15 protein-coding genes and 2 pseudogenes are annotated in these 22,683 nt (G+C 42.5%); 6 read left to right on the forward strand and 11 right to left on the reverse strand.

Annotated features, from left to right (window positions below; genetic code table 11):
• Positions 1-92: 92 nt before the first annotated feature.
• The 10 genes and pseudogenes from FSB73_RS16755 to FSB73_RS16790 form a co-directional block, all read right to left on the reverse strand.
• Positions 93-752: a CoA transferase subunit B gene (locus FSB73_RS16755; protein ID WP_146784766.1), complete on the reverse strand. Its 660-nt coding sequence runs from the start codon at positions 750-752 to the stop codon at positions 93-95.
• Between the two features lie 111 nt (positions 753-863).
• Positions 864-1,556: a CoA transferase subunit A gene (locus FSB73_RS16760; protein WP_146784769.1), complete on the reverse strand. Its 693-nt coding sequence runs from the start codon at positions 1,554-1,556 to the stop codon at positions 864-866.
• Between the two features lie 170 nt (positions 1,557-1,726).
• Entirely contained in the window at positions 1,727-5,620 is a 3,894-nt protein-coding gene (locus FSB73_RS16765; RefSeq protein ID WP_146784772.1) for an Ig-like domain-containing protein, read from the reverse strand.
• A gap of 15 nt (positions 5,621-5,635) precedes the next feature.
• Positions 5,636-5,764: pseudogene (locus FSB73_RS27710) on the reverse strand (Ig-like domain-containing protein); the annotation flags it as partial.
• Entirely contained in the window at positions 5,734-6,468 is a 735-nt protein-coding gene (locus tag FSB73_RS16770; protein ID WP_146784775.1) for a hypothetical protein, read from the reverse strand. The pseudogene FSB73_RS27710 and the gene FSB73_RS16770, both read right to left, overlap by 31 nt.
• Positions 6,469-6,823: 355 nt before the next feature.
• Entirely contained in the window at positions 6,824-7,192 is a 369-nt protein-coding gene (locus tag FSB73_RS25330) for a helix-turn-helix domain-containing protein (RefSeq protein WP_225974097.1), read from the reverse strand.
• Positions 7,180-7,614, reverse strand: a complete 435-nt coding sequence (locus FSB73_RS25335) for a response regulator (RefSeq protein WP_225974098.1) — start codon at positions 7,612-7,614, stop codon at positions 7,180-7,182. Before FSB73_RS25335 ends, FSB73_RS25330 begins: the two co-directional genes overlap by 13 nt.
• 71 nt (positions 7,615-7,685) lie before the next feature.
• Entirely contained in the window at positions 7,686-10,973 is a 3,288-nt protein-coding gene (locus tag FSB73_RS16780) for a ligand-binding sensor domain-containing protein (RefSeq protein ID WP_146784778.1), read from the reverse strand.
• Positions 10,974-11,017: 44 nt separating this feature from the next.
• Positions 11,018-13,378, reverse strand: a complete 2,361-nt coding sequence (locus tag FSB73_RS16785) for a GH92 family glycosyl hydrolase (protein WP_225974099.1) — start codon at positions 13,376-13,378, stop codon at positions 11,018-11,020.
• Positions 13,379-13,593: 215 nt separating this feature from the next.
• Positions 13,594-16,131, reverse strand: a complete 2,538-nt coding sequence (locus FSB73_RS16790; protein WP_146784781.1) for a glutaminase family protein — start codon at positions 16,129-16,131, stop codon at positions 13,594-13,596.
• A 339-nt stretch (positions 16,132-16,470) separates the two neighbouring features.
• Between FSB73_RS16790 and FSB73_RS16795 the strand changes: the two genes are divergently transcribed.
• From FSB73_RS16795 to FSB73_RS25340, 4 genes are all read left to right on the forward strand, one after another.
• Positions 16,471-17,328 (forward strand): phosphodiester glycosidase family protein, encoded by an 858-nt coding sequence (locus tag FSB73_RS16795; RefSeq protein WP_146784784.1) that lies wholly within the window; start codon positions 16,471-16,473, stop codon positions 17,326-17,328.
• A 158-nt stretch (positions 17,329-17,486) separates the two neighbouring features.
• On the forward strand, positions 17,487-18,023 hold the full coding sequence (locus FSB73_RS16800) for a hypothetical protein (protein ID WP_146784787.1): 537 nt from the start codon (positions 17,487-17,489) through the stop codon (positions 18,021-18,023).
• Between the two features lie 164 nt (positions 18,024-18,187).
• Positions 18,188-18,565, forward strand: a complete 378-nt coding sequence (locus tag FSB73_RS16805; protein WP_146784790.1) for a hypothetical protein — start codon at positions 18,188-18,190, stop codon at positions 18,563-18,565.
• A complete protein-coding gene (locus FSB73_RS25340) occupies positions 18,562-19,284 on the forward strand; it encodes a glycoside hydrolase family 5 protein (RefSeq protein WP_158639585.1) in 723 nt (240 codons plus the stop codon). Before FSB73_RS16805 ends, FSB73_RS25340 begins: the two co-directional genes overlap by 4 nt.
• Positions 19,285-19,301: 17 nt before the next feature.
• On the opposite strand, the pseudogene FSB73_RS16815 reads toward FSB73_RS25340, so the two are convergent.
• Positions 19,302-20,324: pseudogene (locus FSB73_RS16815) on the reverse strand (RNA-guided endonuclease TnpB family protein); the annotation flags it as partial.
• Positions 20,325-21,092: 768 nt separating this feature from the next.
• Between FSB73_RS16815 and FSB73_RS26855 the strand changes: the two are divergent.
• Positions 21,093-21,824, forward strand: coding sequence for an IS66 family transposase (locus tag FSB73_RS26855; protein WP_158639586.1), 732 nt, complete (start codon positions 21,093-21,095; stop codon positions 21,822-21,824).
• A gap of 10 nt (positions 21,825-21,834) precedes the next feature.
• Positions 21,835-22,338 carry an IS66 family transposase gene (locus FSB73_RS26860; protein ID WP_262712656.1) on the forward strand — a complete coding sequence of 168 codons (504 nt, stop codon included), beginning with the start codon at positions 21,835-21,837 and terminating at the stop codon, positions 22,336-22,338.
• The last annotated feature ends 345 nt before the right edge of the window (positions 22,339-22,683 follow it).

The following is a 22,683-nucleotide window of genomic DNA, read 5'->3' on the forward strand; positions in this document are numbered from 1 at the left end:
CTAAAACAAAATGGAGGTCTCCTTGAAAAAGAAGGCCTCCATTGTTAGTTATTAACGTTATTACACCTGTGGTTGCGGCTTACCGAGTATTTTTAAAATTGCATTTCCAAAATATTGTCACTGGCCAGCTTTAATTTGCCGGCTGTTTTTGATTGAATCTCCTCTACAGACACTCCAGGGGCTCTTTCTACAAGTAAAAACCCTTCCTTCGTAATATCAATAACGGCCAGATCAGATACGATTCTTCTGACACATTGAATGCCTGTCAGTGGTAAGGTGCAGGCAGGTAAGAGCTTGCTTTCTCCCGACCGGTTGGTATGCTGCATGGCCACTATGATGTTGTCACAACCTGCAACCAGATCCATGGCACCGCCCATGCCTTTAACCATTTTACCGGGTATTTTCCAATTGGCGATATCGCCGTTTTCGCTGACTTCCATAGCGCCCAATACGGTAAGGTCAATCTTTCCGGCCCGGATCATTCCAAAGCTTTCTGCACTATCGAAAAATGCTCCTCCGGGAATGATCGTGACCGTTTCCTTACCGGCATTGATCAGATCCGCATCTACCTGCTCTTTTGTGGGATAGGGCCCGATGCCGAGCATGCCATTTTCACTTTGCAAAACAATGGTCATGTCCTGCGGTATGTAATTGGCCACAAGTGTCGGTATGCCTATGCCCAGATTGACATACATGCCATCCCTTAATTCACGGGCTATGCGCATGGCAATTTGTTGTTTAGTTAAAGCCATTTGTATTTTTAAATATTGTAAATATTAATTGTCTTTAAAGAATATTTGAATCCTTTTTTATTGAAGAAAGCAGCCTGCAGGCACACTGTCTTCAATAAAAACATTATCTACCTAGTCGCTGGTCGTCACTTTTTCAATGCGTTTCACGTATTGTGCACCCTGGAAAATCCGGTGTACATAAATACCTGCTACATGGATTTGGTCCGGATCCAGCTCTCCGGGCTCTACCAAATGCTCAACTTCCGCAATAGTGATGTCTGCCGCCTTGGCCATGGCCATCGAATAATTGCGGGTGGTTTTTTTAAAGATCAGATTACCCATTTTGTCTCCTTTCCAGGCTTTTACAAAAGCGAATTTGGCGTGTAATGCATATTCCATCAGATAATCTTTTCCGTCAAAATGCCTGATTTCTTTGCCTTGTGCTACTTCTGTACCGATCCCGGCCCTGGTGAAAAAAGCAGGGATACCCATCGCAGCCATCTGTATACGTGTTACAAGTGTGCCTTGCGGAACCAAATCCACCTCCAACTCACCAGAAAGCAACTGTCTTTCAAATTCAGCATTTTCTCCCACATAACTACTCATCATTTTTTTTACCTGCCTGGACTGCAGCAGCAGTCCGAGGCCAAAATCGTCCACGCCTGCATTATTGGAGATACAGGTGAGGTTTTTTACCCCTGATTTCACCAAATAGTTGATTGCATTTTCCGGAATACCACAAAGTCCAAATCCACCCAGCATGATGGTATCCCCATCCTGAATATCATATATTGCCTTTTCAGCGTTTTGAAAGGATTTATCCATAGATTTTCGTGTTTTTTATAAATCTGCTATAAAGATAACGATTGTTTGTTAATAATGGCTGCTCCCGCCTGTTTTTTTACATAAAAACAGCACATGTTTAGGTTTATAAACACATGCTGCTTTTGTGTTAGGCAAATGTACTGCCGGCAATAAGCCCTTAATGTAACCGGCTAACGTTTAATTATGCTGAATTTTTGTTTATGCTTTGTATTGTCCTCCACTAATACAATAAAGTACTTGCCACTGGGTAGTTTGGCTAGGGAAACAGATGCTCCTTTGGCTAGCGTGGACGCCAGAGCTAATTTGCCGCTAATGGTATAGATTTTTAGCTGATAGCCGGCGCCGGCCTTCAGCCCGCTAAATTGCAGCTTGTCTTTGACTGGATTGGGATACAAGATAACAGGACCTTGAGAAGGATCGACCTGCGTCGGGTCCGTTGGGTCGGTGGGAAAGGTAGGATGTGGTTTGGCTGTTTTTAACCATTCCAGCGTATTGGTGCTTTGGGCTAGATTATCCAGACTGCCATCACTTAGTGGTGCATAAATTTCCAGGCTGGATTTTAGCATTTTGCCCGCTTGCATGGCCCCGATCGCTTCCGGGCTCATACCGGCTCTATAGAAAAACAGCTCTTTAAAACTAATTGCATCTGCTGCTTTGACATCACCTAGATAGAAGTCTGATGGTAAGAGCTGTTCATCAGCCTGCCCCGCCATTATGCCATCAATATATAAAATGGTGACACCCCGGGCATAAAAATGTGTGAGTGTAATCTGGTGCCAATTGTCATCATTTATGGCTGTTGTGGATTTTATGGTCTGCCCTTTGGGACCGCTATATTTAAGGACACCGCTTAAGGAATCCACCGCCAGGGTACCTAGATTATTTAGCTGGCGAAAAGAGGCTAATAATCCACTGCCTTTGGTTTTTACACTAAAACTAATGGTAAAGGGATGTACAATGTATTCTGGCCTGAAATGAATCTGAAATACGGAGTCTGTATTATTTAAGTTAGTCCCCACTGAATTTTCTCTTACAGGAAGCGGCTTACCCTCATCCAGCGCATCGAATAGTGAAGGGACAATGGTGTAGAGCATTTCCGCGTGACCAGCGTCATTGGGATGCAGGTCGTCAAAGCGGTAGCCTTGTACCCAATGGCCCTGCCCATCGTCAATGGCACCCAAAAGGTTGACACTTGGCGCATCTAGTTCATGGATAAATAAGTCCATTTTTTTAATATAGTCGTAATCTTCGGGTGTATAATCAGAACGCGTATAATTGTTATTTATGACCGGGATCATATTTTCTGCCCTGGCCATAGCCATCATTTTTAGCAAATTTTCTTTAAACTGATTATAAGTCGCTTCCTTGTCCTGACTTTCATGAATGCCCTCATTACCTAGTGAGAGGCCTATTATCACATATTTACCACATCCAAGTGCCAGATCCCGGTTCCATCTGTCAAGTACATTAATGGTATTGTTGCCACTGATGGCATGATTAATAAGATTCCAGTGTTTGCTCCCTTCCCCTTGAGCGCGCTTTTCCAGCAACTGCCCGAATAGGTAGTTATAGCCATGATTGTCCGTAGCGCCATATCCAAAAGCGACCGAAGAGCCCATAATCGTGATTTTTAAAGGATCCAGGCTGGCACAAGCCATGGTATAGCGTTGGTTGTTCAGATCCACCGTCAGGCTATAGGTATTCATATCCGCCGGGATCTTCTCCGTTGCATATCCCAGTGAGGCAGCCTCCTTGGAGGTGACGATCTGATCAGTTGTTCCAGGTATCCGGTAAATGCTCAAGCCATCCGTCTGCCCGATTTGAAAATTGAAATTTTTATCACCATCTGTAATAACCTGATCCATGGATACGTTAGCTGACCAGATACCCTGGGAGGTATACTTTAAGGGCACAGCGCCTGCTGCTCCTTGCACATTTAACTGATCAATGGGCAAAATACTGACAGTGCCCTCTGCCATATTCACCAGAATGCGGACAATGGCAGCTTTTGAACTGGCAAAGGCAGCCCCGTCTTTAACAACGGTGTTATCCGTTGCGCCCATGCCATAATGAGTGCCACTTGACGTATTTTCTGTCTGGAAATAAAAAGAACCGGTAGCGTTCAGACGCGTGAAAATTTCAAAAATACCACTATTTGTGCCATCTGCTTTTTTAATCAGGCGCAGCGTATTAAAATCAGTGCTGTCCTTGTTGTCGGCCAACGCAGAACCCGTTACATACAGCTGTTGAAACTGGTTACTGATGGTAATTTTTTTGTGGGCTGCCACCTCAGATCCGTATTGCTTCGATCTGGCGGTAACGGTAACCGTCCCGTTTTTAATAGCCCTAAGGTGACCTGCTGCGTCTATTTTTGCGATGGTGGGATCGTCTACAGACCAATAGACCGATTGAATCGTCGCATTGTCAGGTTGGATGGTTGCCTGTAAATCTTCACTTCCTCCCGGAGTGCTGATGTCTGCTCCAATGATGGCAATACTGACAGGGTCAATAATCGGCACCTGGATACTTTCTAACTGCAGGGCATTCAGGTATCCATACGTACTGGCAACATTTTTTAAGGTAATTTGGAGTTTGCCGGTAGAATCCGAAAATATTATAGGAGTCGTACTAACCTGACTGATATTGCCATGCTGCCCCGCTCCTTCCAGGTCCTTGCCAGAGGTCTGTAAGGTGTCCTTAAAGATGGAAAGTCCGGTTATCGTAAACTCCGTTTTGCGTATTTCTTCCTGGATTCTGCTACCAAAAAGGTGCAGACGATAACCCATCAGCGGTTTTAATCCAGTAATTTCCAGGGTGCCCGTATTGTTTTCCACAAAAAAGAAATCCATGGTGGCCGTACCTATATTAAGCGGTCCTAAAAGGGCGGAGGCTGAGGTGGGCGCCATCAGGTCACCCGCATTTACGCTAAAAGTTTTTGTGGTTGTAAGGGTGAGTCCAGTTGTCTGATTTTGCCCATCGATCAGTGAAATTGCGTTGCCCTGGTTATTGCCCGTGAAATTATTCCAATAATGACCTAACTGGTCAGGACTTGCCGTTGGCTTACAGTTCTGGGTATTGCCTTCTGGGCCAAAATCAACCAGCACGGACTGTTTGACTTCGATTTGGCCGGAGATTTTAATGGTAATAGAGGCCGTAATCGCTGGGTTAGCTTTGCTGGTTGCCGTGACCTGGACAGTACCATTGCCCAATGCTTTTAACAGACCTGTAGAATCAATAACAGCGATTTCAGGGTTATCCACCGCCCAGGATACTGCTTTTATCGTCGCATTTTCTGGAAAGATTTTGGCAGTAATCTCAGTAGATCCGCCGGCCTCTGTTATTGGATTGCCGGTTAATTCAATATGATCGACTGCTACTTTCGTATTGTCAAATACTTCCAGTTTCAAGTCATTGAGATAGCCATAAGCACTGGCGTTATTTTTGACATCCAAAATAATCTGTCCATTTTGATCTGGATAGAGAATGGGTGATATATAAGTACTACTGATATTGGTGTGATTCCCGGCCCCGCCCAGATCAGTACCCGAAGTCTGCAAAGTGCCGGTAGTCGTCTGGATGCCATGGAAACTATAACCGGTCACCCTGGTTTCTGTCGTGACTCTGCTGCCAAACAGGGTGAACCGGTAGCCTTTATCCGGATCCAGGCCACCAATCTGAAAGGAAGTTGTTTTATTTTCTACATAGAAAAAATCCATTGTTGCGGTGCCGACACCAAGTTCTTCTAATTGATCAGAAACGCTTAGTGGCCCCATTAAGGCATCAGGGTTTGCGCCAAATTCCCCGAGGTTGGTAAAGGTAATACCCGTGGCCTGACCATGTATATCTGTCAGGCTGGCCTTGGCACCGGATTTATTATCCGTAATATTGGTCCAGTAATTGCCCTTTTCGTCAGGACTGGCAGTGGGTTTACAATTATTCGTATTACCGGCGGGACCAAAATCTATCAGGATTTCATTGCTGGCTTTTGTCTGACCAGAAATCTGAACTTGCAGTGTTCCTTTCACCGTGGGATCGTCCATGCTGGTAGCCGTAACAGTGACCACGCCATCTGCTTTGGCTTTTAAAAGCCCGTTTTGATCGGTGGTGGCAACGGTTGGATCGTCAACCGTCCAGTTAAGAGAAGTTACGGAGGCGTCAGATGGGGTAATCTTAGCAGTTATTTGCGAGGTCCCGCCAAGGGTGGTAATAGCGGCCCCGAGAGCTCAATGGATTTAATATCGATTTTGGCATCTGTGTAGGCTTCCAGTTTTAGTGCATTAAGATAACCAAAAGCGCTGGTTTTATTGTTGATTTCTAAGAGGATCTCGCCATTTTGATCAGCAAACAACATGGGTGAACTGTATACCTTACTGATATTGCCATTCAGCCCGGCGCCTTCCAGATCCTTGCCTGATGTTTGTAAATCGCCTGAGGCGCTATTGCCACCGGTAAGCGTATAAGTGGTGATACGCGTTTCATCACTGAGCCGGCTACCGTAGAGATAGAATTTATAACCAAGATGCGGATCCAGGCCGGTTATTTTTAAACTGGGTTTGTTGTTTTGGGCAAAGAAAAAGTCCATGGTGGCGGTCCCGACGGAAAGATCCCCCAGCTTACTGGTGGAAGTTGGCCCCATTAGATCGCCGCCGTTTACCACGAAAGACTGAAGGGTTTGAACGCCCAGATTACTATTTCCCCCTTTTGTATCGATTAATTGAAGTTGAGACCCACTATTATTACCGGTAAAGTTATTCCAGTATAAACCGTTAGCGTCAGGACTTTCAGTAGGTTTGCAATTATTCGTATTGCCGGCAGGACCAAAATCGATGAGCCAACTATTGCTTTTGGTTTGTGCATTTATAACAGCAATCCATAAAAAAGTTCCGGTAAGAAGTAAAATTAGTTTTTTCATATTTTAATTTTTGAAATTAAACCCCTCCTGCCCCGTTAAATGGTAAGTAAAACGAGGCACCGGAGAAGTTTTTCACTACACCTAAACCCAAATAATTTATGCTAAGTCAAGAGGTTCTTTGCTGATGCTATTGTTGTGGCTGATTCGATGCGCACAGTCCAATTATCCGCTATGTCACACAAATGGATCATCAGAAGGGCTCTCAAACAAGTCTTGATTCGTTTGGTATCTGTTTTTAGAGCCTAAGCAAATATGATAGATTATTAAACTAACAAGTCTTTAAATTGGGTCAAAGATTTGCGCTTTTGATTCAATCTGAGTGGGCGGGTACAGTGTAGCAGTAATGGAGAGAAGACTATCTGGCACGACGGATTTTCTCTAAAAATTCAGAGGGTGTCATATTAAATTGTTTGGAAAAATTCCTGCCAAACTGACCGAGGGAATGATAACCAACTTGTTCTGCAATCTCACTTAATCGGTAGCGGTCTTCAGCAATCAACTCGGCCGCTTTATTTAATCGGATAAAATGAATCATTTCATTGGGGGAAAGATTAAACAGTGTTTTGATCTTTCTGTATAAGGTAGGTCTGCTGACATGCATCATATTAGCCAGAAATACAACGTCTAAGTCCGGGTTATCCAGGTGTTGGTATATTACTTCTTTAATTTCTTCCAAAAAAGGTTCACTGGCTTTTGCCTGCGTATCCAGACTTAAATGCGCCAAGGGCGATTTGGTATAAAAGGATTGCAGCTGGCTTCTGGTTTTAATAAATTACTAACCTGAACCTCCAGATGTTCGGCAGAAAAAGGTTTTTCTATATAGGCATCTGCACCGATTTTTAAACCTTCTATTTTAGACTGCAGGGTGTCTTTTGCCGTCAACAGGATAAGCGGAATATGTGATAACTCTTCGTGTGATTTTATCCAGTCACAAAGCTCAAAACCATCCATTTCTGGCATCATTACATCGCTAATTACCAGATGAATGCCTTTGGATTCCAAAATTGCGCAGGCTTCCTTACCATCAAATGCGGTATATACCCTGTATTTATTTTGTAATAAGCTACTTAAAAATAAGAGAATATCTTCTTGGTCGTCCACAACTAAGATGGCCGGTTTATCTTGATCTAAGGTTAATACTGACATGATAGAAGCGTCTTTGATGGACTAATAAATATACGACATGATAATGGATTTACAAAGAGTGGCTTAAAGCATTATTGCATGACCTGGACGGGTAATAACAGTGAAAAAGTGTTGTATTTATTTTCCTGAATAGAAAAGCTCAGTGATCCTGCGTGCAGCTCAGCAAGTGATTTGGAAACAAACAGGCCGATGCCAGATCCCTGTATCTGCCTTTTGCGATTCCATCTGAAAAATGGTTCAAAAATCTTTTGTTGCATGTCCTCGGGAACTAAATGGCCATCATTTTTAATGCGGATAATAAAATGGTCCGCTGCATTTGTCAAATCAATACTGAGCATGATGACATGTTCTCCGTATTTGAGTGCATTGTCCAAAAGGTTATTGAGCATTTTAGCGACGGCCGCTTCGTCCACTTTGGCATGAACCGGTCCCATCGGTGGTAAATACAAAAAGTGAATTTCTTTTTGGATGGCGGCGTCCTGATAGGGTTTAATAAAATCTTCCAGCCAGCTGCCCATTTCTTTGTCTTTGAGTTGCAGGGTCATCATTGAGGATTCTATTTTCCTGAAATCCAGTAAATCTTTTGTCAGTGCGAGCAGTCGGTTGGTATTTCTTTGCATCAGGTCGATATAGCCTTCCAGGTGCGGCAAATGATCTTTTTCCTTTAATATTTGCTCCATAGGGCCCTTGATTAAGGTGAGCGGTGTACGGATCTCATGGGCAATATGTGTAAAGAAATCCACCTTAGACTGGTACAGTTCCTTCTCTTTTCTAAGGGAATAAAGCGTCATTTTGCGTTGGTTTTGCGTGCGGTGTCTTTGGTTATTATAGGATATACCCATAAGAACCATTATCAGCAAAATAATTCCATATCCGGCCAGGGCCAGGTGCGATTTCCACCAGGGCGGTAATATGGTAATATCAATGACTTTTTGATTATCCATCCATTTGCCAGAACTATTGGTGGAGCGGATGGATAATTTATAGGAACCGGCGGGCAGATTGGTGAAATAAAGACTTTGTGCGTCTTTTAGGGAAGTCCAACTATTTTCCAGGCCATCAATTTTATAGGCGTATTGCAGATTGGAAGGCGAATTATAACTGAGGGCTGCAAAATCAAAACTAAAAGTAGACTGTTTATGCGTTAGCTCTATTTTATTTGTTTTGATAATGGATCTTTTAAGTGGAGAGTGCATAGAGTCCACCATCACTTCCTGGTTGAATATATGGAAATCCGTCAGATATAAAGGCGGAATAAAATTACTTTCCTGCTGTGTATAGGGATTGAACCTGATCAATCCTTTCAGACTGCCGAAATAAAAATAACCATCCGTATCCTTGTAGGCAGACTGGTAGTTGAATTGATTATTCAGTAGACCATCTGCTTTATTAAATACGCTAATCTCGGAACCGTTAGGTGAGATTTTGACCAGGCCATTGGAGGTGCTGGCCCAGATATTATCCAGGCTGTCCATTAAAGTCGCATAAACTGTATTGGACGGAAATCCATGATGACGATCAAATATTCTTACTTTTTTCATTTCGGATACCACAAATAATCCGTCTTCTGTGCAGATCCACAGGCGCCCCAGATTATCCCCTTTTAAGTAGAGAATTCTCGTTGACAGTAATAAATCTTTGCCTGCTCTGGTAATTTTAAGTCTTTTCCAGGTGCCGTTTTCTAAAAAGTATAATCCATGCGTATGGGTACCCACCCAAATTCTGCCTGCTTTGTCTTCAGTTAAAGCAGAATAGAATTCTTCGAAAGGCAGTTGCCTTACCAGGCTGAATTGCCTTTTTTGGGAATTAAAATAATACAAGCCTTTGGAAGTACAGACCATAATACTATCCAAAGAGGTTTTGTAAATTAAATTGATGAAATTACTGAATAAGCCGCTTCCATCGGCAGTGGTATAATGCCCGGTATAGGCACCCGTTTTGACATTCATTACATCAATGCCATGTTCAAAAGTGCCGATATAAAGCAGGTCTTGATCGGCCAATATGCCATGGATATTGGTATGGGCGGCCTGACCTTTGGGACCGGGAACAATATGGCGGAACTTATGGTGTTTGAAATCTGCTTGATTAAGCCCCGCATCTTCGGTTCCAATCCAAAAATGACCATAACGGTCTTTAGTGATTTCTCGGATAACATTGCCCGCGAAAGATCGGTGGCGCAGCCCGGGATAATACTTCTCAAATTGTAAGGACCGGTTTGCCAGGTAATTAATTCCACCAAAATAACTGGTAATCCATACGCCGCCTTCCTTGTCCTTACTAATGGAGTAAAGGGCATTATCTGAAAGTGAATAGGGATCACCATATACTTTTCTTACTTGTTGCAGGCTGGCTTTTTTTTTCGTTGCCGGATCTGCCACTTGATAACAAAATAATCCTTCCTCGGTAGCCACCCAAAAATTGCCTGGTTTAAACTGTAATATATCCCGCACATAGATTTCAGTGCTACCATTCTCGTTATAAAGCAGCGAAGGGCTAAATTGATGCAAGGTGGTATTATAGGCAATCAGCCCCTTTTTGGAGGTACCTAAGAGTAAACTATCAGCCCCTACCGGCAATATCCTTTCTACTGAGCTGCCTGTTAATTCCTTAGAAGGATTGGCAATCGGATGGTTTTCATTTTTTGGGACATATAATAATTCTCCCCCCAATGTCCCAAGCCAGATCTTACCACCGGGTTGCAGACTGATCGAGGTGACTTCGGCCCCTTTGTATTGAATCCATTTTAGCGGCGCCTTGGTCAGTGCAGCTTTATCCTTGGGCGCGCCCGTTGAATCCATTAGATCCAGCGTGTAAAGCCGGCCACCAGCGGATATCCATAGGCGACCCGACAGGTCTTGTGCTATTGCTCTTATGTATTGATCCTTCAGTGCATCGATGGCCCAAAAATTATCCATATCCGCGTTAAAGAAATATAAGCCGCTTTTACCGGTGCCTACCCATAATCTGCTGGTACCATCCTCGAATAAATAAGTAATGCCTCCACTGCCAATTGAATGAGCAAGACTAGGATCATAACGGAATACCTTAAAATTTGTCCCATCAAATCGGTTCAGCGCATCTGGCGTACCAAACCACATAAAACCGCTCTGGTCCTGCAGGCTGCAAATAACAGTATTATTGGATAGACCATCCTCCGCTTCGTAGTGCCTGAAATTTAATGCCTTTATCTTCGGGATATTTTCTGCAGATGGTGGCGGTAGCGTTTGTGCGCGGGTTGTCCTGGGTATCAAAAAACATAGCAACCAAATGATAGACGCCCCGCCCATCTGGGCTGCTTTGAAAAGCAGCCCGGATGGGGAAAATTGAACGGAACGTTGCATTTTGTTTGCCTGCATATTGCGCTTTAATGAGTTGGATGGTTGAATATAAGTTTTATTCCTTATTGTACAATAGCTGTATTGGATACGGAAAACGGCCTGTCCTGTTCACTGGTTGCGCGCTTTTTATTGGGTGTTGTACTCATTTCCAGAACAAGTTTACCGCCCTTCATGATCTGTTGATTGGTAATATAGTTTTTGGTGAAAGGCTTGCCATTCAGCGTCGCATTTTCAATATATACATGCTGGGCATCATTGTTTTTAGCGATGATCTGAAAGGTTTTGCCATTTTCCAGATGAAGCGTCGTCTTTTGAAATAAGGGACTGCCAATGACATACTCATTGGTGCCCGGGCATACGCTATAAAAACCCATGGCACTCAGCACATACCAGGAAGATGTCTGACCTTGATCCTCATCGCCTGGATAACCGTTCTCCGTGCTGTTATACATGCGGCGCATGATCTCTCTTACATGTTGTTGGGTTTTCCAGGGCTGGCCTGCATAATCATATAAATAGGCCATATGCTGTATAGGTTGGTTGCCGTGCGCGTATTGGCCCATATTGGCCTGCACCATTTCTGTCATCTCGTGGATCATCCCACCATACGTACCGACTTTTACATCATTTTTTACGGTGAATACAGAATCTAATTTAGCGGTGAAGGCCTCATCACCACCAATGAGGTGAATCAGTCCTTTAATGTCATGGAACACCGACCAGACCCAATGCCAGCCATTGCCCTCTGTAAAAGGACCTCCCCATTCTATCGGGTCAAAGTTTTTGCTCCACTCGCCTTTTGCATTGCGCCCTTGCATAAATCCGGTCAGTGGATTGAAGACATTTTTGTAGTTGAAGATTTTGCTGCCAAATATCTTTTCATATTTGGTCTGGCCGGTCGCCTTGGCCAGTGTATAGGCGCAAAAATCATCATAGGCATATTCCAGGGTTTTAGCAGTGGCTTCCCTGACCTCTGGATAAGGAACATACCCTAATTTGTTATAATATTTATAGCCATCGCGGCCATTGGCAGGTCCCCAGGGGCCTTTATTGTTGGCCTCGTGATAATAGGCGTCCAATGCCTGCTTGGGATCGAAACTATGAATGCCTTTAGCCCAGGCGTCTGCCAAAAGGGAAATCGCGTGATTGCCCAGCATACTGCCCTGTTCATTGGGGAAAGACCAGGATGGCAACCAGCCGCACTGTTTTTGTGCTTCCAGTAATTCTACCATATAACGACCTTCCTGCCTTGGATATAACAAGGCATTCAGTGGGAACTGCGCCCTGAAAGTATCCCAAAAGCCAGTATCCGTAAAAATATAGCCATAATGGATTTTACCATCATAAGGACTGAAATAATAGGGCCTTCCACTGGCATCTATTTCATAAAATTTTCTGGAAAACAAACTGGCCCTGAAATAACAACTGTAAAAAGTCTTTAAATCCTCCTGGGTGCCACCTTCCATGGTAATAATACCCAGGTGTTTATTCCAGACGCTGGCGGCTTTTTTCCTAGTCGCTTCCAGGTTTTTATCCGGTCCTAATTCTCTTTTTAGGTTCAGGGCTGCTTGTTCAGCACTGATATAAGAAGAAGCTACCTTGATCTGAACGGTCGTGCCGGGGGCGAACTGCAGGTAAGCCCCTACCCCTTCGCCTGTCGCTTTTTTTTGCCCGGCCTGTTTGGTGTCATGGTGATTTTCCCAGGTGCCATAACTTAAGATGGGCTGATCAAGTTTAGCGATAAAGTAGCTTTTCCAGCCTTTTTGGAATCCCCTGCCATTATTGACAAATCCCGTAAGTGTTTTGCCGTCTGGATCAATTTTGACACCACTAAGCCCTGTATAACCGTCGAGTATCAAGTAAGCAGCGTGACCTTTTGGAAAACTAAATCTTAAATGTGCACCTCTTGTGCTGGGTGACAATTCTGTTTGAATGCCATTATCAAAAGTGACGCTGTAATAATTAGGCTTTGCCACCTCATGATCGTGACTGAATTTGGTGGCCCGTCTGTCTTCATTAACCACTAGTGAATCAATAACCGGCATAAAAGAAAACACCGCATAGTCATTGGTCCAGGAGCTGCATTGATGCGCCTGCTGGAAACCGCGGATCGTATTTTTAGTATATTGATATTTCCAGCCGTCTCCGTTTTTCCCGGTTTGAGGGGTCCAGGTATGCATCCCGAAGGGAAGTGCCGTTGTGGGATAAGTGTTTCCGTGCGTTAATTTGAAGGAAGAATTCGTGCCTTGCAAAGTATTGACGTAGTCAACTAACTGTTTTTTGTGGTGTTGAGCGGCAGCTGAATAGCTTATGATGGAACAAGCCATAGCCAGCGCTGCAGTCCTTGTGGCCATCATCAATACCGGTCGCTTAATTGCAGATAGCCTTGAACTTGATTTTGGTGTAAATACGCTAATGGGCATAATAGTTGGGTTTTGAATTGTTCAACAGAAGGTAACAATTACCTCTATTGGTACAATTTTGATGAATGTCTTAAGTTGCGTTCAGTAAGCATTCAAAAATAATTAAAAATTGTAAAGCATTCCCGGCTTAAGTTTCTGTTTGCATTTAAATAGCAAGCCCGGAACTTAAGGTGTTTGCCATAAATGCCGGGTTGCCATTCGTTTAGAAGCCAAAATTATTTTTTGTGATGTAACCAGTAATTAAATGCCTGCATGTAATAGCCGCCTACTACACTTCTGGCCTGAAAGTTTTGTTGTCGGCCATCTTTTGTGTCATGCCAGTCACTGAGTGGAACCCTGCTGGGTGTCTCACTAATGTAACGGATAAGCGGGCGCATAAACTGCTCAAATGTATGTTTATCCGCTGACATGGTGGCCGACCACATGATCCAGTCTGATTTTGTGTAGCTTTTTCTGCTATCCAATGGCACACCGTACCTGTTTTGGCGCTTCAAGTAATAACTGATTTCTTTTTTATAAACTTCTTGTGGGAATATGTTGAAATCCAGTACTTTATCCCAAACCAGGTTGTATTTTTGACTCCAGGTGCCTTTGTTTTCAAAGCTCAGCGTATAGTGATCCCCGTCATCAGCCAACTGCATCCATTTAGGGACCATGCTTTTTGCCAGTGCAATGTATTTTTGGGCAGTTGCTTTTTCGCCTAACTCTTCAGCCAGGTATCCATAGCTGCGCAGCGCCATAATGGCTTTAGCGGATAGATTGACATTTCTTGCCAGGTGACCTGCGAAGTCATCTGTACACAACTGATTAGCAGGATCAAATCCGGCTTTAGCCAGGTAATCGGCCCAAATAGAGATTGTTTTCCAATGCTTTTTTGCAAAGTTGGCATTGCCATCTACTTTGGCAATGGCTGCCGCCAGAATAACCATATTACCTGCTTCTTCGACGGGCATATCCTCTCCATAAGTCTGGCCATTGGCAATGGGATAAGTCCCCAGATCATGGGCAGAATAAGGCTTGGTCCACTTGCCACTTTCGCTGTAGTAGAAGATGCCCCGCATCATACCTTTAAGTAATTCCGTGTTGTACATTAAGTATAAAGGCGCAGAAGGATAGGTCAGATCAACGGTATTAATAGAACCATTGGAAAAGTTTTCCTTGGAAAGAAATAGCAACTCTTTTTGAGGACTTTCCACAATATTGTGGGCGGCGATACTTTGACGATAAGCCAAAATGGCTAATCTGGCATAATCTTCTCCGCCGGCGATCTGTAGCTCCTGACGAATCCTTTGATCTTCTTTTTGAACAAGTCCCATAACGGCACTATAATCACCGGCAGCTTTTTGCATCAGATCAGGGAAATTGCCTTTGCCATCGCGGTTCCACCAGGGTCTTAAATTGGTATGGAAATATTGAATCGCATATCCTTCGTCATAGCCGAGTAGCATGTGACCGGTTGCAAAATGACTGGCATCGGTCGTCCCAAGATTTACGGTTGTATTCAGGCTTAATTGTTTGCCATTAAGAGTCGTTGTATTAGAAGCACTGGCAGAGGGACCGCCTTTTAAAAATTCAGAGATGCCTTTCATTACACTACTGCTAAGTGATTGCTTTGTATGATTGGCGGCAGCGCCAACATAAAAATACCCCCAGTCAATACGAACATCATCGCCTTTTTTGCCAAGAACAGGTTGTGCTACGGTGCCAACTTTCAGCAAATCAAGTGAACCGTTTTTAAGCCCCATTGCCTGAACCGGCTGATCAGGGGTATTGACAGCAATATCAGAGCTGGCACTCAGGTATACTTCGGCCTGGTGTTTTTTGCCATCTTTGCTGCTCACTTTATAGGTAATATAAGATATCGGACGGGTCAGTATATCAAGGTGTTGTAATAATAAAGGGGAAGTAAAGGTGACCGCCAGATTAACATCACCACAATCAAATTGATAAATGGTCTGCATGGCTTCAATTTTTACAGATTTTTGCTTAGCCACGTCTATGGTTGTATTATAATCAGATTGCCTCTCTCTGGAAAGGCCAATGTCAAAATAGCGGCCTCCGGCCGTATTTCTGACGTGGGCTGCCAGTACATTCGTGCCTTTTTGCAGGTATTTTGTCAGTTTATTATTAAAATCACTGTATTCGAAGTGTTCCTGCCAACCTTCTTTTTGATAAATCTTATGACCATTCAGGTATAAAACAATATTGTCATCGTGACGCAGTTTGATTTTTAAACCTTGCATGTCCGCTCCGTTGTAATCAAAAGTCCTTCTGATCCAGATATCGTCCGTATTCCAGTTGGTACGTGCTGTCTTTTGATCATCAGATATTGGCAGCAACCCCGTTTGCCAGTCACTGGTGGATGCGTCCGGTTCCTGCCAGTTCGCTGCCGGCTGTTTTGTAGTATAAGAAACCTGAACATTTGCACTTTGGTCCCCTGCAGGCGCAATCGTGGTATAGGCTTTTACTTCCTTGCCCATAAAACGGTAATATTTGTCATCTACCTTCAAAATACCAATGAGGGATTGCCTTTTGCCTGTCCAGTGTACAGTAGAACCGTCTGTTAATACATCCTTGTTACTCCAGATACTAAAATATGGGGTATGTGTAATCAGTGGATAACTGGGCGCCAGCTGCCCGGTTGTTTGTGCGATGGCGCCAGTACTGCTGGTGATCCCCAAAACGACAGATCCGGCCACTGCTGCCTGTTTGACTACTCTTTGAATCGTTCTGGTCAATTTGCGTGCATTCATGAATTTTGATAATTTGCGTTTACTCTTTAATTGTATTTATATTTCAGCAGGATTCAGTTAAGCTGGAAGTGGTTTTTACCAGACTTGTGCATATTTTGCGTGAGGCTGGTTACCCGTTTCCACCAATCAGGCTACAAATTTGACTGAATTACACTTTTTAGACGGTCTTTCCTGTCTCAAAAATTTGCATATTTGTTTCAACTCGTCAGAACTTCTGAAAAAAGAACAAATAATCACATGGTTTTTCAGAAAATGATTTGCAGGATAACAGAAGTATAACCCTAAAACCTCGAGAATTGTTTTATTTTCACACAATTATTGAAATTTAAGTATAAGCAGATGAAACGAATCCTATTTTTGATCACCATGTTTGCGGGTACAGTGATGGTATATGGCCAAAAGCGGCAGACTAGCTTTCCAGGAACCAAACTTTTACTCGATAGTAGCTGGCAAATCACGCCCCGTATACAAGAACGGGAGATTCGCTATCTGGATAGTGGAGGTAAAAAGGTCGTCGTACAAGTAATTAAAGCCAGACTTAAAAAAAACAGGCTATTACTGGAAGCAGCCACTCCAAATAATAAAGACCAGTTCAGTCGCCAGGTAGTACCAGAAGAAATGCAGGCCGAAAGCAGCCCTGACAGAGAGGTTTTAGCCGGTGTAAATGCTGACTTTTTTAATATGAAGAACGGAACGCCATTAGGGCCCGTTGTAAAGGATCGGACAGTCATCAAGGGGACGGGTAGACAAATGGTGGCATTTGTCGGTGTTTTAAAATCGGGGCGTATAATCATGGGGGATTCTTTACTTTTTATAAAAAAGGCTTCAAAATTGACAGAGGCGCTGGGGGCAAGACCCTTACTATTAAAAGATGGAAAGTTACTTGCGCAGGATAGCAGTAGTCTAAGTAAGGTACACCACCCAAGAACTGCTTTTGGCCTTTCAGGCAAGCAAACGGTCTATTTGGTAACCGTCGATGGTAGACAACCTGAGTTCAGCAATGGGATATCATTAACCGATCTGGGTATATTAATGCGTTTTCTAGGTGCTGAAAATGCCGTCAATCTGGATGGCGGCGGTTCAACGACTATGATTGTAAAACAACCGGGCACCGATCAATATAAAGTACGCAACAGTCCTTCAGGAAAAATGCTGCGGCCTGTTGCAAACAGTTGGATACTGGTCAGAAAACGTTAGTTTTGAGGCGTTCTATAAGGTGTTAATTTTATTTATAATGAATGGTAAATAGAAACAAGATACAATTAGTTAAGTATTTGCCTCGCAAATTAAGGGGTACTGCGGTGATAACCTTTTTATTGATTTTTGTTTTGCAAGGTTGTATCACTTCGCAAAAGATGATAGATGCCGTCCATGGTCACTATTATCAATATAAATTTTCCATGCGGCAATCCGATTCCCGCAAAAAAGCCCTTTGGGAAAATCGCGGCGTAAAACTGCTACTTGTCCCTGATTATAATAGGATTAATTTTTCGCTGGAAAATCATTCTGGGGCACCTGTTGAAATTATCTGGACCCAAAGCAGTATGGTGCAATTAAATGACAGCTCTGCTGTCATCCACGGCGGGATTTCGCTCAATTCAAATCCCAGAGCGCAGGCGCCTTCAGTGATCGCTAATGGCCAAAGCCTGCAGGATTTTATTCTTCCTTTACTGCTGATTGAAATAAATGGTAAAACACTTTCCATTCGGGATCTATATCCAGAAAAGGATGATGAATTGTCTGAGAAAAATGACTGGATCATGCACCTGATTGGACAAGATTTGTTTAAGCTTTATTTGGTACTGAAAATTAACGGACAGCAGCAGCAACTGGCTTTTACCTTTTATCCTGTTGAAATCATGCGTGGTGCGCACTCTTTTAAAAATAAATAATAAGCTGATGACGATCAAGCTTCTTTATTTCGTTATAACCATATATTCCTTAAAAATGTACTGGCAGTTTAGTTATATATAGCGGTAAGGCCTTCCCCGCCTATCCGGTCTACAAGGTGCGATCATATGCGGTATCTTAATTTTGAAAATTGAAAAGTATTATTATGACTAGTAGCATTAAAACGAGTCGCATTGTGTGTCTGGTTGTAAGCCTTGTCGTATGCTCTTTATTTTCTCTTTTGACTTTCGGTCAAAATCAAAACGCAAAAACGAATCCTAAGCAAGTGCTTACCCCTGTTGCCCGTAACGGGTTTTTACAGGTCAAAGGATCGCGTCTTGTTAATCACGCAGGACAGGTCGTCGCACTGCACGGCGTAAGTTATGGCTGGCATAATTTCTGGCCCAGATTCTATAATCCTCAAAGTGTAGGTTGGCTGGCAAAAGACTGGCATGTATCTGTGGTGCGGGCGGCTATCGGTGTAGGACCTAAAGGGGCTATATCGATGATCCGGCAGCCGCCCTTAAGGCGGCTGAGGCAGTGATAAAAGGAGCTATTGATAATGGCATCTATGTTATCGTAGACTGGCATTCTCATAATATTAACCTGGACCCTGCGGGGCAGTTCTTTAGCTACATTGCCCAAAAGTATCATGGCTATCCCAATATTATCTATGAAGTTTTCAACGAACCAGATGAGGAAAGCTGGCCCGATGTAAAGGCTTATGCAGAAAAAATAATTGGCGTTATTCGTCAGTATGACCCCAAGAATGTCATCCTGGTGGGTTGCCCACATTGGGATCAGGATATTAACCTGCCGGCTAAGGATCCCATTAAAGGCTATCAAAACTTAATGTACACGTTGCATTTTTATGCAGCTACTCATAAGCAGGCATTAAGAACCAGGTGCGAACAGGCTATTTTACAAGGGTTGCCGGTGTTTATATCAGAATCTGCTGGTATGGAAGCCTCAGGTAATGGTAAAATGGATTATGCCGCGTGGCATAAATGGATCAACTTTGCAGATAAGCATCACCTATCCTGGGTCGTCTGGTCTATTTCTGATAAGGACGAAACTTGCTCCATGTGTTACTACTCAGCTAGGCCTAATTGCCTAACCTACGCATCGGGGTTCTCAGACTCTTCCAGTGAAGACGCCTCGTCCCATTTTTGTTTAATGTCCGGCTTGGTAACCAAACCAGACAATTTCTTTAGTCCTTCATTGAGGATATTGATCGCTGCATTGACGTCCCTATCATGCTGATGATGACAGGTAGTACAAGTCCAGTTTCTATCACTAAGTTTCAGGTCTTGCTTTATAGCACCACACGCTGAGCAGGTTTTGCTGGATGGAAAAAATCGGTCCACCTTCGCAAAGGTGCGGCCATACCATTCAGACTTGTATTCCAGCTGCGTTAATAGCTTACCTAAGGAAGCGTCTGATAACGCTTTGGCTATGCAATGATTTTGCATAAGGTTTTTAACAGACAAGTCCTCTGTAATGATTATATCGTTGTTCTTGATAATATCACTACTTATATTATGAAGACAGGTTTCCCTCAGTTGTCTGATGCGTTCATGTAGCCTGGCTATTTTTAGCCGCTGTTTTCTGCTACTGTTGCTTCCCTTTTGTTTTATAGATAATCGTCTCTGTTCATATTTTACTTTATTCTCCAGCTTTTTAAGCGCATGGATGTTTGCATATTTTTTACCAGAGGATAGGATACAGGATTCCTTAATCCCGACATCCACTCCAACCGCATTACCCGTTTTGTCGTACTGCTCTCTTGGTACTTCGCAGGTAAAAGAGGCGTAGTATTTTCCAGTGGTTGATTTACTGATATGTAAATATAATATTTTGCCTTTAATTTCCCGGCTTAAGTTGATTTTTATCCCCGTTTTTAGTTTTGGAATATATAATAAATCTTCCTCCACCCGGAATCCCTGTTGAATCTTGATACATTGCCTGGAATTTTTACACTTGAACTTGGGATACTTTGCCTTTTTACTAAAAAAATTCTTAAAAGCGCTATCTACATTCTTGGCTGCCATCTGTAGTGGCTGAGACATGGCTTTCCCCAACCATTTGGTCTCTTCCTGTCTTTTCAGGACAGGAAGGATTTTGGTGGTATCAAAATAGGATAAGGACTTACCTTCTTCTTTGAATGCCTTCTGCCTTAATTCCAGAACCTTATTAAAAACATACCTGCAACAGCCGAAATTGTTAGCCAAATGGGTAACCTGGTCACCTTTTGGGTAAATCCTGAACTTAAAAGCTTTTAAATATGTTTTTGACTGCTTCATTTAATGACTACGGCTGAATAACAATCCCAAATTTATAATACAATAATTACACAATACTGACTATTAAGCCTTAACTGTAAGCTTAAATCAGCTGTTTGTTTAAACGTAATTGGGTTAATAAAAAAAATCAGTAACTGGCAATAGGTTCCATATTTTTCAATAGGCAAGACAAAAATAAATAATAATCGTGAATAAAAAAGTTTTTTTTTAGATTTATTTCTTGAGCGAAGCAGTTATTTATAATTCAGGGGATCAATCAAAGATTAATACACGTAATATCAAGTATTTATATATATATTAATTATTTCTAACTATTCAGCTCCTTAATTGGCAGGACGACCAGTCGGCCCTTCAACGCCATAATTTTTTAGCAACCTTTGACATTGCCTAATTTTTAAATCAACACCCAAATTTTGTGTGATGTATTTGGAAAGTAATGTTCCATTCCATTGTTTAGCATTTAGGCCAACTTTCCCTGGTGTCCTCTTTACTACTTTTCCAATTTTCGTTAACTGAGCTTGTGTCAATCTTGTTTTTCTTCCTTTCCCTGGTTGGTCCCGTAAAGTTTCAATATCCTTAGTTTTATTAATTTTATTTACCCAGTGAATAGCAAAATGGGCAAAAAGTCTGCTAAGGCAGATCTGAAAGACGCTAATGGGTTAGCCAAAGAGAATCTCAAATTAAAAAAGGAGGTTATCCAACTAAAGAAGACTGTTGCTCGACTTGAAAAGAATTGCAATTTAAAAAACAAAGCTATTGTTGATTTGCGTGATAAACTCCGTATTGCTAAGCTTCCCAAGAATAGCTCCAATAGCTCAAGGCCACCATCAACCGATTTATACAAACCCGGTTAAATCAGGCAAAAAGCCAGGTGGCCAACCAGGGCATAAAGGACATACGCTAGCCTTTTGTACCGATGAGCCGGATGAGGAAATATTCCACAGTCCAGACACTTGCTCTTCCTGTGGAGGGAGTCTAAAAGAGGTTGAAGCTGAGCAGGGAGAAGTGCATCAGGTTATTGACATTAGCGTTCCTTCCAAGGTCATAATAAACCATCATAGCATGATTAAGAGATGTAGCTGTGGTAAATGCAACAAAGGAACATTCCCGTCGGGCGTAAAAGGGATGGTTAATTATGGGCCTGCAATCAGTGCCCTAATTGCAAATTTATCCGTTTGTCAATATGTTTCTTGTGCAAGAGTAGCTGGGTTTATTGAAGACCTCTACAAAATCCATATGAGCTCTGCTACGGTTTCTAATATATTAGGGCGATTTGCTAAAAATTGTAAAAACAATATTGAGCAAATCAAAGAGAACCTGTATTTATCTGAGGTCGTAAATTCTGATGAAACAGGAAACAAGGTAAATGGTGCAAAATGGTGGATGCACACTTATCAAAATGATTTGTTTACCTTTATTGGTGCGCATCCATCCAGAGGGGCAGGTTGCCCAACAAGAATTCTTTCCATTTGGTTTCCCAAACAGTGTATTGGTGCATGATTGTTTATCTATGCAACTGGCTACACCAGCGTGGGCTCACCAAATTTGTAATTCACATTTACTTCGTGAATTAAAGGCAATGATGGAAGCCCATCCAGAAGTAAATTGGCCAAAGCAGCTCACTCGATTAATAAAGGATGCCTTAGCGCTTTATAAGGAAGGCTCTTCCCCAACTGAGGTGACAAAAATTGAAGACCGTTTAACCAAACTGCTTAATCAGAAAATGGGGAATGCGGCAGGCAAAATACCTGCTATGTGGAAAGGACTTAATAAACATCGAGACAAAATCTTTTTGTTTCTCAAGTATCCAGATAAAAATATTCCTCCTGAGAACAATGCAGCTGAACGTGCGATTAGGAACGTAAAAGTAAAAATAAAGGTCTCAGGTCAATTTAAATCTGGGGACGGGGCAAAGGACTATGCCACTATTAGGTCTGTTGTAGACACAAAAAGAAAGCACAAACAAAACGTCCATGACGAACTAGTGCGGATTGCCAGTACTCCTTTAAATTAGCTTCATATAACTTATTCAAATCTTCCTGTGCTGGGTCAATTTGTATTGCCAGGAGTTATTGGTTTGCATCTACAACAAATTCAATTCGAGACCTGTCAATTCCTTACGTCAATAACATATAATCAGCCACCATTTATACTAGGCAATATAGTAATATAAATAATAGCCACTTGCCTAGCATGCAGTCACCAATATCATATTTCATACATAAATTCTCAATCTAAAGTTATAACACACTCACAACTATATAAATTTAAGCGATTTACCACCTGATAGTTACCTCCATGTTAAAGAAGTCAGCCAGTTCTTTAGGCGGCTGGACCGAAAATGATCTTAAAGCTTCAG

The organism is Arachidicoccus ginsenosidivorans (assembly GCF_007971385.1).
GTDB classification, from domain to species: Bacteria; Bacteroidota; Bacteroidia; order Chitinophagales; family Chitinophagaceae; genus Arachidicoccus; species Arachidicoccus ginsenosidivorans.